Annotated in this window: 13 protein-coding genes, 1 tRNA gene and 1 pseudogene; 4 read left to right on the plus strand and 11 right to left on the minus strand. The window is 77.6% G+C overall.

Annotated elements, in window-relative coordinates:
- Positions 1–74 precede the first annotated feature (74 nt).
- Positions 75–1,283 (minus strand): calcium/sodium antiporter, encoded by a 1,209-nt coding sequence (locus tag Q0848_RS05975; RefSeq protein WP_299036028.1) that lies wholly within the window; start codon positions 1,281–1,283, stop codon positions 75–77.
- A gap of 174 nt (positions 1,284–1,457) precedes the next feature.
- On the opposite strand from Q0848_RS05975, the pseudogene Q0848_RS19010 reads away from it, so the two are divergent.
- Together Q0848_RS19010 and Q0848_RS05980 are read left to right on the plus strand one after the other, a co-directional pair.
- Positions 1,458–1,592: pseudogene (locus Q0848_RS19010) on the plus strand (DUF6338 family protein); the annotation flags it as partial.
- 17 nt (positions 1,593–1,609) lie between these two features.
- Positions 1,610–2,143 (plus strand): DUF6338 family protein, encoded by a 534-nt coding sequence (locus Q0848_RS05980; RefSeq protein ID WP_299036030.1) that lies wholly within the window; start codon positions 1,610–1,612, stop codon positions 2,141–2,143.
- A 232-nt stretch (positions 2,144–2,375) separates the two neighbouring features.
- On the opposite strand, the gene Q0848_RS05985 is transcribed toward Q0848_RS05980, so the two are convergent.
- Positions 2,376–3,743 (minus strand): PLP-dependent aminotransferase family protein, encoded by a 1,368-nt coding sequence (locus Q0848_RS05985; protein ID WP_299036031.1) that lies wholly within the window; start codon positions 3,741–3,743, stop codon positions 2,376–2,378.
- 80 nt (positions 3,744–3,823) lie between these two features.
- Between Q0848_RS05985 and Q0848_RS05990 the strand changes: the two genes are divergently transcribed.
- On the plus strand, positions 3,824–4,552 hold the full coding sequence (locus Q0848_RS05990; RefSeq protein ID WP_299036033.1) for a pyridoxamine 5'-phosphate oxidase family protein: 729 nt from the start codon (positions 3,824–3,826) through the stop codon (positions 4,550–4,552).
- 66 nt (positions 4,553–4,618) lie between these two features.
- Here Q0848_RS05990 and Q0848_RS05995 read toward each other — a convergent pair whose 3' ends face one another.
- The 6 genes from Q0848_RS05995 to Q0848_RS06020 all read right to left on the minus strand — a co-directional run bounded on the left by Q0848_RS05995 (position 4,619) and on the right by Q0848_RS06020 (position 8,162).
- Positions 4,619–5,215, minus strand: a complete 597-nt coding sequence (locus Q0848_RS05995) for a hypothetical protein (protein WP_299036035.1) — start codon at positions 5,213–5,215, stop codon at positions 4,619–4,621.
- Positions 5,212–5,436, minus strand: coding sequence for a hypothetical protein (locus Q0848_RS06000; protein ID WP_299036037.1), 225 nt, complete (start codon positions 5,434–5,436; stop codon positions 5,212–5,214). The genes Q0848_RS05995 and Q0848_RS06000 overlap by 4 nt, the downstream gene beginning before the upstream one ends.
- A 171-nt stretch (positions 5,437–5,607) precedes the next feature.
- A tRNA-Ser gene (locus tag Q0848_RS06005) sits at positions 5,608–5,697 on the minus strand.
- Positions 5,698–5,786: 89 nt separating this feature from the next.
- Complete coding sequence (locus tag Q0848_RS06010) at positions 5,787–6,974, minus strand: winged helix DNA-binding domain-containing protein (RefSeq protein ID WP_299036039.1); 1,188 nt, start codon at positions 6,972–6,974, stop codon at positions 5,787–5,789.
- A gap of 10 nt (positions 6,975–6,984) precedes the next feature.
- Positions 6,985–7,482, minus strand: a complete 498-nt coding sequence (gene tadA, locus Q0848_RS06015; RefSeq protein WP_299036041.1) for a tRNA adenosine(34) deaminase TadA — start codon at positions 7,480–7,482, stop codon at positions 6,985–6,987.
- A gap of 65 nt (positions 7,483–7,547) precedes the next feature.
- Positions 7,548–8,162, minus strand: coding sequence for a hypothetical protein (locus Q0848_RS06020; protein WP_299036043.1), 615 nt, complete (start codon positions 8,160–8,162; stop codon positions 7,548–7,550).
- 36 nt (positions 8,163–8,198) lie between these two features.
- On the opposite strand from Q0848_RS06020, the gene upp reads away from it, so the two are divergent.
- Positions 8,199–8,834: a uracil phosphoribosyltransferase gene (gene upp, locus Q0848_RS06025; RefSeq protein WP_299036045.1), complete on the plus strand. Its 636-nt coding sequence runs from the start codon at positions 8,199–8,201 to the stop codon at positions 8,832–8,834.
- A gap of 72 nt (positions 8,835–8,906) precedes the next feature.
- Here upp and Q0848_RS06030 read toward each other — a convergent pair whose 3' ends face one another.
- The 3 genes from Q0848_RS06030 to Q0848_RS06040 form a co-directional block, all read right to left on the minus strand.
- A complete protein-coding gene (locus Q0848_RS06030) occupies positions 8,907–9,677 on the minus strand; it encodes a 1-acyl-sn-glycerol-3-phosphate acyltransferase (protein WP_299036047.1) in 771 nt (256 codons plus the stop codon).
- Positions 9,678–9,798: 121 nt separating this feature from the next.
- Entirely contained in the window at positions 9,799–10,326 is a 528-nt protein-coding gene (locus Q0848_RS06035; protein ID WP_299036049.1) for a MarR family winged helix-turn-helix transcriptional regulator, read from the minus strand.
- 62 nt (positions 10,327–10,388) lie between these two features.
- On the minus strand, positions 10,389–12,536 hold the full coding sequence (locus tag Q0848_RS06040) for an acyl-CoA dehydrogenase (RefSeq protein WP_299036051.1): 2,148 nt from the start codon (positions 12,534–12,536) through the stop codon (positions 10,389–10,391).
- Positions 12,537–12,639: the final 103 nt, after the last annotated feature.

Consider the following 12,639-nt stretch of genomic DNA (forward strand, 5'->3'; position numbering starts at 1 on the left):
GACTCGCGCCAGGGCTGCCCGCGCCAGGGCTGCCCGCGGGCCGGGGCTGCCACGGGCGCCCGGCCCGGTCCCGCTCAGGGACGGCCGCGCCGCGCCCGGAGGACCGCCGCACCGCCGACCGCCACCACGGCGAGGACGCCGGCCGCGGCCACGGCCTGCAGGTAGGTCCCCAGCGCGGTGCTGCCCGACGCGTCGAGGACGAGGTAGCCGAGGTAGGCGCCGTAGGCGGCGAGGAGGAGTGCGCCGTCGCCGCGCGACAGCTCGGACGCCAGGAGGGCCAGCACCAGCAGCCCCGCCGCGGCCGCGACCATGACCGGCAGGTCCACGGCGCGTGCGCTGTCCGCGACCGGGACCCCGCCGGGGCTCAGGAGGCCGGTGAGGCCGAGGACGGCCCCGACGTTGAAGATGTTGCTCCCGACGACGTTGCCGATGGCGAGGTCGCGCTCGCCGCGCACGACCGCGATGACGGACGTCGCGAGCTCCGGCAGCGACGTCCCGACGGCGACGACGGTGAGGCCGACGACGAGGTCGCTGACGCCCAGGTCGGCCGCGATCGTGCTCGCCGCGCCCACCAGGAGCTGGGACCCCGCGACGAGGAGCGCGATCCCTGCGACGAGCAGCGCGGCGTCGCGCAGCAGCCGCCCGCGACCGGTGCCGGCGGCGCCGGGGCGGGGCGCCGCCGTCGCCCCGCTCGCGACCCGGACGCCGTCCGCCGCCTGCGGCCCCCGCGCGTGCAGCGCGCCGTGGGCCGCGGCGGCGCCCGCGACGCGCGGGCGCGCGGCTCCTGCGCCACCTCCGCCGGAGGCCTGCGCGGCGAGGGCGTCCGCCGCGGCGCGCTCCTCCCGGCGCGAGGCGACGACCGAGCGCGTCAGGTAGGCGACGACGGCGAGGAGGAGGACTCCCCCGTCGAGGCGGCCCACCGAGCCGTCCAGCGCGAGGAGCAGCGCGAGGACGCTCAGGCCCACCACGACCGGCATGTCCACCCGCAGCACCGGGCGGCCCACGGGCAGCGGCAGCGCGAGCGCGGAGATCCCGAGGATGAGCAGGACGTTGGCGATGTTGCTGCCGACGACGTTGCCCACCGCCAGCCCCGGGGCGCCGTCCAGCGTCGCCATCAGCGTCACCGCGAACTCCGGCGCGCTGGTCGCCGCGGCCACCACGGTCAGGCCCACCACCAGCGGCGACAGCCCGAACGCCCGCGCCAGGCCACCGCCCCCGCGCACGAGGAGCTCCCCGCCGACGACGAGCAGGACGAAGCCGAGCACGAGCTGGGCGGCGAGCATCACGAGCTCCTCAGGTGGGGCGGGTGAGCCGCGGCCCGGGAGGCCGCGGCCGCATCTTCCCGCACCGGGGGTGACCGACGCGGAGCCTCCCGGCTCGACGCCGTTGTCGGCCCCCCGGCCTAGCGTCTGCACAGACGAGCTGGACGGCGACGAGGGGGAGTCGTGCTGGGTGAGGTGCCGTCGTCGCTCGTCGGGCTGCTCCTCCTGGTCGTGGTGGTCCTTCCGGGGGCCGTCTGCACGTGGGCGTGCGAGCGGGAGGGCGCAGGATCGACTGTCGGCTTCGGCGATCGAGTCCTGCGCTTCGTCGCCGCGTCTGCGGTCCCGCGGTGGTGCTCGCCTGGCCGGAGCACCTCGTCTACCGCGTCGCCATCGCCGGCCGGGACGACTTGGCCGTCGGCCAGTTCGCCGTGCTGTGGCTCGGCCTGGTCGTCGTCGTGGCTCTCCCTGGCGCTGCTGGCACCGTCGTCGGAGGGCTGTGCGCGACGCGCTCGGACCGCAGCGGGTCGTGGCCCCGCCTCCGTCGCTGGTTGTCACCGGCGCACGAGGACCGCGTGCTCCGCCTGCTCCTCGGACGGAGTCCTGATCCGAGGGCGTGGGACTTCTTCTTCGCCGAGCGGCCGAGGGCCCTCCTCCGGCTGCGGCTCCCCGACGGCACCTGGCTAGCCGGGAGGTTCGCCGGGGACTCCTACGCGAGCGGGTTCCCCCACGACCCTGACCTCTACCCCGAAGAGGCGTGGGAGGTGGGCGGCGAGACCGGACGGCTGGGAGAGAGGGGCTCGGGGTACCCCCTCTACGTCGCCGCAGGTGCTGTCGAGCGGATCGAGGTGCTGGAGAGCAGCACCGCTGCTGAGGAGGCCTGACGTGACCAGCGCAGAAGCCACCAGCACCAGCGCTCGCACGGTCGACTTCCCGCGCCGCGGTGGGTACCGAGGCCGAGGAGACGCCCGGACGATGGGTCGTCCGAGGGACCTCCCTCCGGCGAGCTCCTACGTCGCGCCCGACCGCCGGCGCGACGACGAGCACGACGAGGCCCGGACGTCCTGAGCTCCTCCGTCCCGCCGCACCCGAGCACCACGGCGGCGCGCGGCGTCGTCACGCCTCGTCGGCCAGCGCGGCGGTGAGCACCCCCAGCGCCGGTTCCAGCTCCACCCGGCGGGGAGCGGCCCACCCGACGACGACGCCGGCGCTCCGGGACTCCAGGCAGCTGCCCGCCAGGCCGCCGAGGACCACGCCCGCGCCCGCCGCCGCGGCGACCACCCGCTCCTCCTGCGCCCGCGACGGCAGCGGCACGACCAGGTGCGCACCCGCGTCGTCGCCGACCGGCTCGCACCCGGACGCCAGCACCGCCGCGCGCACGAGCTCGCGGCGCGACGACAGCTCGCGCCGCAGCCGGCGCAGGTGGCGGGCGAGGTCGCCGCTGCTCGCCATCGCCGCCAGCACCCGCTGGCCCGCCCGGGGTGGCCGTGTCCCGGTCCGCGTCCGGGCGTCCAGCAGCGCCTCGCGCAGCGGCGCCGGGCAGACCGCCCACCCGGCGCCGAGGGTCGGGCTCACGGTCTTCGACGTCGTGCCGAGGTGCACCACCACGTCCGGCGCGAGCGCGGCGAGCAGCGGCAGGGGGGCGACGTCGTAGCGGAGCTCGCCGTCGTAGTCGTCCTCGAGGACGAGGAAGCCCTCCGCGCGGGCCCGCTCCACCAGACGGGTGCGGCGCCCCGCCGGCAGGCGCCCCCCGAGCGGGAACTGGTGCGCCGGGGTGCAGTAGACGGCGGCGACGCCGGCGGGGACGGCGTCCACCACGAGCCCGTCGGCGTCCACCGGGACGGGGACCGGCACGAGCCCGGCCGCCCGCAGCGCCCCGACGACGCGGCGGTAGCCCGGGTCCTCCACGGCGACCCGCGCCCCGCGGGGCAGCAGGGCCGCGACCTCGGCCACGGCGGCCGACGTCCCGGTGGTGGCGACGACGTCGTCGGGGTCGGCGGGCAGGCCGCGGTGGCGCAGCAGGTGGGAGCTCACGGCGGCGCGGAAGGCCCGGTCCCCCAGCGGGTCCGGGGAGGCGTCGGGCGGCTGGTCGCCGGCGGCCCGCCAGGCGCGGCGCCACGCGGCGCGCTCGAGCACCTCGGTGCAGGGCGTGCCGGCCCGCAGGTCGACCCCCGTGCGCGCGGCCTGCTCCGGCCGGCGCCGCGGGCGCGGCCGGCTGCGGGGCTCGTCGGGCGCGGGCGCGTCGACGACGAAGGTCCCGACACCGCGGCGCCCCTCGACCCAGCCCTCGGCCAGCAGCTGGTCGTACGCCGCCGCGGTCACCGTGCGGCTGACGCAGAGGGCCCGGGCCAGCTCGCGCGTCGACGGCAGCCGCTCCCCCGCCGCGAGGGTCCCGCGCACCGCGGCGTCGCGGAGCCCGGCGGCCACCTGCACGGGCAGCGGCTCGCCGGCGGCTCGGTCGACCACGAGCGGTGGGACGTCCACGCGCACCTCCCCGGTGGCCTGCCGGAACCGCTCGGTCCTGGCCCTCGCAGGATGCCACGCAGCCCGCCCAGGGTGGTCGCATGACCGCTCCCGCCCGCCTGTCCTCCGGCCCCCTGTCCCCCACTCCCCTGTCCCCCACCGAGCGCTCGACCGTCCGCCGCGGCGCCCGGCGCGCGCGCACCGAGCGCGCGGACCTGCACGCCGTGCTGGACGCGGGCCTCGTCGGCCACCTCGGCGTCGTCGTCGACGGCGCCCCGCGCGTCCTGCCGACCGCCTACGGCCGCGTCGGGGACGTCCTGTACCTGCACGGCTCGACGGGGGCCCGCTCGCTGCGGGAGTCGGCCGACGCGGAGGTCTGCTTCACCGTGACGCTCGTCGACGGCGTCGTCTACGCGCGCTCGGCCTTCCACCACTCGATGAACTACCGCTGCGCCGTCGTGCACGGCGCCGCGCGCGAGGTCACCGACCCGGCCGAGCGCGAGCAGGGCCTCACCGCGCTGACCGAGCACCTCGCGCCGGGCTCGTGGGACGCGACCCGCCGCCCGGACCGCCGCGAGCTGGCCGCGACGTCGGTGCTGGCGCTGGACCTGTCCGAGGCGTCCGTCAAGGTCCGCACGGGGCCGCCCGGCGACGACGAGAGCGACGTGCGCGCCGAGGGTGAGCCGGTGTGGGCGGGCGTGCTGCCGCTGGTGGCCTCCTGGGGCGAGCCCGAGCCCTGCCCCGAGCTGCCCGCGGGCGCGCGCGTCCCGGAGCGGGTGGCGCACCGCGCCGCCCCGGCGACGCCGCCGACCGGGGACCCGACCGCCTGACGCCCCGCCCAGCGGGTCGGCGTCACCGCGCGGCGGCGACCGACACACCGCCCGGCCGAGCTGCGGTCAGCGGTCAGCGGTCAGCGGGGGGTCGTCCTCGGCCAGCGCCGGCGTGCCCAGGTCGCGCTTGAGGTAGGTGTAGGGGAACGCGGAGCCGATGACGACCCACCCCTCTCCCGTGAGGGAGCGGACCCGGCCGCGCAGCATGGACACCCGAGCGTGCTCCCACTGCGTGGGCGAGCGCACGACGCGGTGGAACAGGGGACCGAACTCGACGCTGTGCCAGCCGTGGCGACCGGCGATGGCCAGCTCGCCCATCTCGGTGAAGGCGGTGACGGGGCCGAGCACCCGGGAGCCGTCGTCGAGCTCGTCCCCGGACGGCTCGGCGCGGGAGGCGAAGCGCTTCTGCACGGCCTGCTTGCTCATGCCCAGCCTGCCGCCGAGCGCCGCCCAGGTCACCCCAGCCGCCCGGGAGGAGGCGACGGCCTCGGCGAGCAGCGCGCGGGACTGCGCCTCGACGGCGGCGGCGACGGCCACGAGCCGGAGGTGCTCCTCGGCCGTGCGGGGCTCGGCGGCCACGTCGAGCCGGCCGATGGCCTCGGCCAGGACCTGCGCGGTGCGGTCGGCGTCGATCTCCGGCCGGACCGGCTCGGCCTCCGTCATCGGGGCGGGTCGCCGTGGGTCTCGGACGGGCGCCATCCGCCGTCGCGGCGACGGATCGAGGCACCCCCCGCGGTGACGAGCACCAGCATGACGACGAGCACGGCGACGCTCGCCCAGAGCGGCGGCTCCACCAGGGTCACGAGGAGGCCGAGGAGGGCGGCGAGGCCCAGGAGGGCGAGGCCGGTCGACCACGTGCGGCGGGGGTCGGGGGAGGAGGTCATGCGTCAACCATATGTTGACGCCCCGCGGGGTTGTCAACCGAAGGTTGACCCCCGTCGCCCGGTCGACTGGCGCCCGGTGACAGAGCGCGCCCGCGGCGACCCCCGACGCACGAGACCCGCCCCGGACGGGTCCGGGGCGGGTCTCGTGGCGCCCCTCGCGGGAGGAGCTGCTGGCGGTGGCGGTGGGATTTGAACCCACGGAGGAGTTGCCCCCTCACACGCTTTCGAGGCGTGCTCCTTAGGCCGCTCGGACACGCCACCGCCGCGAACAGTACCGGCGGTCCGCCGTGGGGCCCAAACCGGTGCGCCGCCGCCGAGCTCGCGCCACCACGCCGGCGCCGGGGTCGGGCTCAGGCGGGCAGCGACGCCCCCAGCCGGACGACGTCGTCCGCGACCGCGGGAGCCATCTCCGCGAAGGGCGCCGCCACGACGGCCGGCCCCGTGCGCCGGCCCGTCCGCTTCCACGTGGCGACGGCGCGGCCCTCGGTCACGACCGTGCCGAGGAACACCCCGTTGCCCCCGGGGACGACCCGCTGGGCGTGCTCGGCCGGGACCGTCGCCGACCGGTCGGCGTAGCCGAGCACCACCTCGTCGAAGCCGGGCAGCAGCATCGTGCGGCGCGCGTCGTCGCGGCAGGCGGCCAGCCGCTCGGGCGTCTGGGGGTCCATCAGGTGCTCCACGCCCCCGACGTCCACCGCCTCCAGGTGCGGGCGGGCCAGCGCGACGCCCGCGCGGACGTCGCGCGCCACCAGCCCGCACCAGCGCGCGAGGTCGGCGGCGGTCGCCGGGCCGTGCGAGGCGAGGTACCGCCGCGCCAGCTCGCCGAGCGCCTCCTCGTGCTCCAGGCCCCGCGGGGCCGGCACCCACTCCTCGCGCAGCACCAGCGCCTGCTCGTCGGAGCCGCCGACCAGCGGGCCCCAGCAGGTCGTCCCGGTCTGGGAGATCGTCCACAGCAGGTGGTAGCCGCGCTGGGGGACCCGCCGGTCGCCCCCGAGGACCCCGGCCTCCTCCCACCGCGCCAGGACGGCGTCGCGCGGGAGCGCCCCGCCCCCGCGCAGGGCGTCGACGACGACCTCCCGCGCCCGCTCGACCAGCGCCTCGTCGAGGCCCAGCGCGGCGCGGCGCGCCGCGGCCCCGCGGATCTGGCGCTCGGTCGTCAGCGCGAGCAGCCAGCCGAGGTCCTCGGCGGCGACGAGGTGCAGCGTGCCGCGCATCGGCCAGGAGCGGACGACGGTCCCGGCGTCGAGCGCAGCCCTGACCCCGGCGAGGCCCGGCCCGGGGCCGACCGCCCCGGAAGGGCCAGCGTCGTCGTCGGCGTCGGCGTCGGCGTCGGCGTCGGCGTCGGCGTCGGCGTCGGCGTCGGCGTCGGCGTCGGCGTCGGCCGTGCGCAGGGCCGTCGAGACGAGGGCGCCGCGCAGGTCCTGCGCCTGCGCGGCGAGCAGCCACCGCACCGCGGAGGCCGCGTCCGGCTCGCGCGGGCCGGCGAGCCGCTGGGCCACCAGGCGCAGCAGCGCCACCTCGGACGCGTCGACGGGCACGGCGCTCGTCCTACTCCCCCGGTGGCTCCCCGGTCCAGACCCGGGGGTCGTCCGACGGCGCGCCCCGCTCGCCGGCACCCCGCCGCTCGGCGAAGAAGGCGCGCAGCAGGTCGCCGCACTCGTCCTCGCGGACGCCGCCCACGACCTCGACGCGGTGGGGCAGCCGGCGGTCGCGGACGACGTCGAGCACGGAGCCCGTCGCCCCCGCCTTGGGGTCCCAGGCGCCCAGGACGAGCCGCTCGACGCGCGCCAGCAGCAGCGCCCCGGCGCACATCGTGCAGGGCTCCAGCGTGACCACGAGGGTGGCGCCCTCCAGGCGCCAGGTGCCCGCGGTGCGGGCGGCCTCGCGCAGCGCGAGGACCTCGGCGTGCGCCGTGGGGTCGCCGTCCGCCTCGCGGCGGTTGGCGCCCTCGCCCAGCACCGCGCCGTCGGGCCCGAGCACGACAGCGCCCACCGGCACGTCACCGGTGGGCGCCGCGCGCCGCGCCACGTCGAGCGCCAGCCCCATGAGCGCGGACAGGTGCCCCGGGGAGCCCGCGGGCGGGTCGTCCGCCCCGCCGCTGCGGGAGCCCGTCAGCGCAGCGCCTCGAGCAGCTCGTCGAAGCCGCAGTCGGCGCCCAGCTGGGCCAGGGCGCTGTCCGGGTCCTCGGGCGAGCCCTCGGTGACGGCGAGCAGCCGGGCCCGGTCGACGCCCAGGTCGGACAGGATGTCCGGGTCGCCCGACCAGGGGGCCAGCCCCGGCGTCTGCGAGTCGGGCTCCGCCTCGCTGTCGTCGGCCTCGACCGGGGCCACCGCCGCGGCCTCCACGCCGGGGCCCTGGGTGCGGCTCGCGGGGTCGGTGACCTCCTCGGGCGCCTCCTCCGGCTCCTCGCCCAGCTCGGCCTCCATGTCGGCCGCGGGGGCGACGAGGTCGCCGTAGTGGCTGCGCTGGGAGGCGGCCAGGTCGGAGACGAAGAGCCGGACCTCCTCGTCGACGTCCTCGGTGGCGGCGAGGGAGTCGCCGTCGAGGCGGGCGACCGCGAACCACTCGTCCTCGTGCTCGAGGACCGCGAGCGCCGTGCCGCCGTCGGGCGCCACGCCGCGCAGGACGTCCGCGAGGTCGTCGAGGTCCGTCACGTCCTCGATGTCGACGTCGTGGGAGCGCCAGGCTCCCGCCTCGCAGGTGATGACGGCCGTGAAGTAGGACATGGGGAGAGATGGTGGCGCACGGCTAGGGTCGACGCCATGCGCCTGCACATCGCGGACCACCCGCTCGTCGCCCACAAGCTGACGGTGCTGCGCGACCGGGGCACCGACTCCCCCACCTTCCGCCGTCTCGCCGACGAGCTGGTGACGCTCCTCACCTACGAGGCGACGCGCGACGTGCGCACGGCCGAGGTCGCCATCACCACGCCGGTGGGGCCGACGACGGGCACCCACCTGACCTCGCCCAAGCCCCTCGTCGTGCCGATCCTGCGCGCCGGCCTGGGCATGCTCGACGGGATGACGCGGATGCTGCCCACCGCGGAGGTCGGCTTCCTCGGGATGATCCGCGACGAGGAGACCCTCCAGGCGACGACGTACGCCAACCGCCTGCCCGACGACCTCTCCGGGCGCCAGTGCTACGTGCTGGACCCGATGCTCGCGACGGGCGGCACGCTCGCCGCCGCCATCGCCTACCTCTTCGAGCGGGGCGCGGACGACGTCACCGCCATCACGCTGCTAGCCGCCCCCGAGGGCCTCGAGGCGCTGCGCCAGGCGATCGGCGACGACGACCGCGTGCAGGTCGTCACGGCCGCGGTGGACGAGCGCCTCGACGAGAACGGCTACATCGTCCCCGGGCTCGGGGACGCCGGGGACCGGCTCTACGGCGTCGTCTGAGCCGGGGCGGCTCCCCCGCCGCCCGGTCCGTCCAGCCCTCGCGCCCCCGGTCTGCGGCCGGGGCGGGCGGCGTCAGAGCCCGCGGGGGCGCTCGATCTCCGCGGCCTCCTCGGGCGTCGGCGCGCTGCCGCCCAGGTGGGCGGGCAGCCACCAGGCGTGCGGTCCCGGGTGGGCCGTGTCGGGGTGGGCGGCCTGCAGCTCGTCGAGCTGGACCTGCATCCGGCGCCGCAGCTCGACGGCGCACTCCTCCACCGTCCGGGGCGTCACCTCGATCGGCTCGCCGACGCTCACCGAGACGGTCTGGCCGCGGGAGAGGTCGCGGGGGTTGCCCTTGCCGACCAGGCGCTGGGTGCCCCACACCGCCGTCGGCAGCACGGGCACCCTCGCCGACGCGGCCATCCGCAGCGCCCCGGACTTGATCGGCTTGACGGTGAACGACCGCGAGATCGTCGCCTCGGGGAACAGGCCGACGATCTCGCCGGCCGACAGCGCCCGGAGCGCCGCTCGCAGGGAGCCCGACCCCGCCGAGCGGTCGACGGGGATGTGGTGCATGCCGCGCATCAGCGGCCCCGCGACCGGGTGGCGGAAGATGCTCTCCTTGGCCATGAACCGCGTCAGCCGGCGGTGGGCCTCCCACGGGCCGAGCCCGGCGAAGATGAAGTCGGTGTACCCGACGTGGTTGCTCGCGAGGACGGCGCCGCCGGTCGCGGGCACGTTCTGCAGCCCCTCGAGGCGGGTCGTGATGCCGAGGACCTTGAACCCGGTCTTGGCGAGCCGGATGACCGGCGGGTAGACGCGCTCCGGAGGCCGGCGGGCGCCGTCGGCGCTGCGGGAGGTGCTCATCCCGCGGACAGTAGTGCTCCACCCGCACGGCAGCGCCCGGGGCCGCGCGTGCGCGGCGGCGCGGGGTCCGACGGCCGCGGGACGCCGCCCGCCCCGGCCCCCCGCCGCGCCCCGCGGCGGCTCAGGCCTCGCCGCACTCGTCGCGCCGAGCGCCGTGCGGGGTGTGCTCGAGCGCCCCGAGCACGGCCTGGCAGATCTCCCCCAGCTGGGCGCGCTGCTCGTCGGTGAGGGGGTCGAAGACCACCCGCCGCACCTGCTCGACGTGGCCGGGGGCGGTGCGCGACAGCACGTCCCAGCCCTCGTCGGTCAGCGCGGCCACGGCGCCCCGGCCGTCGTCGGCCGCCCGCGAGCGCTGGACCCAGCCCTTCTCCTCGAGCCGCGTGACGGCGTGGGAGATGCGGCTGGGCGAGGACGTGGTGATGGCCGCCAGCTCGCTCATGCGCAGCCGGCGCCCGGGCGCCTCGGAGAGCATGGCGAGCACCGTGTAGTAGGTCTGCGGCATGCCCGCCTCGGCGCGCATCTGCCGGTCGAGGCTGACGTGCAGCAGCTGGGTCATCGCGAGCAGGTCGCGCCACGTGCGGTCCTCGGTCGGGTCCAGCCACCGGGGCTCCGCCCCTGCACGCCCCGCGGGCACCTGCGCCTCGTCCACGTCCCCATCCTCGCAGCGCGCGGGACGCCGTCACGACCTCGCGCGACGACGACGTCGTCGGCTCAGCCGGCCTGCAGCGGCAGCCGGGCCAGCGCCGGGTCCTCGGCGACGGGCGCGGCGCCCGCCGTCGACGTCGTCGTGCGGCCGGAGCCCTCGGCCTCGGAGGGCTGCCCGACGGCGCCCGTGGCGATCGGTGCGGTGATCCAGCGCTCAGGGATCCCGAACCCGTCGACGAGCAGGCGCGCGTCGGCGCGCACCTCGCGGCACAGCTCGTTGACGGCGGCCACGACCGCCTTGCTGCGGCCGGGGGTGAGCCAGCCGTGCTCGAGGTACCAGGCGCGCTCGCGCTCGACCACCGACAGCACGTGCAGGTCGCCGACCCGGGCCAGGACCTCGGCGGTCGCCTCGTCCTCGCACTCCTCCTCGGCGGCCACCAGGGCCTCGACGACGACCCGGTCGACGTGCGCCCTGGCCGCCGCGAGCAGGTGGTCCTGGGCGTCGTCGAAGATCGCGGCCGCGTCGGCGCCGGGCGCCTTCGCGCGCCGCAGCCGCCGCGCCACCCCGACGAGCAGGTGCGCCTCGCGCTCGACGAGCAGGCGCATCTGCCAGCCGCGGTCGCGCAGGTCGGCGTCGTCGTCCCGGCCGGGCGCCGCCTCGAGCAGGCGCTGCACCGCGGCCCGGGCCGACGTGCGGTCCAGCACCCGGTCGAGCACCTGGTCCGCGACCGCCCGGACCGTGCCCCAGGTGCCCAGCTCGCCGAAGTCCTCGGCGTAGCCCGTGAGCAGGCCCTTGCCGACGAGCTGCATCAGCACGGTGTTGTCGCCCTCGAACGTCGTGAAGACGTCGGTGTCGGCCTTGAGCTGCGGCAGCCGGTTGGCCGCCAGGTAGCCCGCACCGCCGCACGCCTCGCGGCACGTCTGGATGGTCGACGTCGCGTGCCACGTGGCGAGGGCCTTCAGCCCGGCCGCGCGGTTCTCCAGCTCGCGCTGCGCGTCGTCGGAGACCGAGCCCTCGGGAGCCGACTGCAGGTCGTGGAGGCGAGCGGTCAGCTCGTTCTGCGCGAGCTGCAGCACGTAGGTGGTAGCGAGCGCCGGCATCAGCCGCCGCTGGTGCGCGCGGTAGTCGAGGAGGACGACCTCCTCCTGGGCGCCGTCGGCCCCCGGGCGGGTGAACTGGCGGCGCGTGAGGCCGTAGCGGACGGCGACGGCCAGGGCCTGCTGCGTGGCCGCTCCCGCGCCCGCGGCGATGCACACGCGGCCGCGCACGAGGGCGCCGAGCGTGGTGAAGAAGCGCCGCCCGGGGCTCTCGATGCTGCTCGAGTAGGAGCCGTCCGGCGCCACCTGCGCGAAGCGGTCCAGCAGGTCGGCGCGCGGGACGCGCACGTCGGTGAAGCGGATGCGGCCGTTGTCGACGCCGTTGAGGCCGGCCTTGGGGCCGTCGTCCTCGACCTCGACGCCCGGCAGCAGCGCGCCGTCTGCGTCGCGCAGCGGCACGACGAAGCAGTGCACGCCCCGGCCCCGCGGCTCCTCGCCCGGTCCACCGGTGACCAGCTGGGCGAAGACGGACGCCACGCGCGCGTGCCGGGCCGCCCCGCCGATGTAGTCCTTGCGGGCGCCGTCGTGCGGGGTCGACAGCACGAACTCCTCGGCCTCGACGTCGTAGACGGCCGTCGTCTCGAGGTTGGCGACGTCCGAGCCGTGCCCCGTCTCGGTCATCGCGAAGCAGCCGACGGTCTCCAGGGCGATCGTCGCCGGCAGGTACCGGCGGTGGTGCTCGGCGCTGCCGAGGCTCTGGACGGCCCCGCCGAAGAGCCCGAAGTGCACGCCCGACTTGATCATCACGGACAGGTCGCCGAAGCCGAGCATCTCGAACTGGACGACGCTCGCCCCCAGGTCCCCGCCCCCGCCGACGGCGCGCGGGAAGCCGTGCGCGGGCGAGCCCGTGGCCGCCAGCTGGCGCACGACCTCGAGGACCTCGTCGCGGTAGACGTCGAGCGGCGCGTGCGGGTCGGTGGTGAACAGCGACTCGGGCAGCGTGGCGCGGGCCTCATCGCGCACCCAGCCCCACCGCCCGGCCAGGAGCGCGGTCAGGTCGGCCGGCGCCACGGAGCCCCCGGGGCGCTGCTCCGGGAGCCGGCCCGTCCGCTGCTGGTCGGGACGCTGCTGGGCGCGGCGACCGGCCCGCCGGCTCGCCTGGGTCGTCTGGCTCATGGGAGGCCTCCCTCGCTGGGCGCGGCCCGCCGGGCCGCCGAGCAGGTGGGCGCGTCCTCGCGCCCGAGGCCGGCGCCCCTGGAGCGCGCTCCTAAGTTACCGG

It is taken from the genome of uncultured Pseudokineococcus sp. (assembly GCF_947495735.1).
Classification (GTDB): Bacteria; Actinomycetota; Actinomycetes; order Actinomycetales; family Quadrisphaeraceae; genus Pseudokineococcus.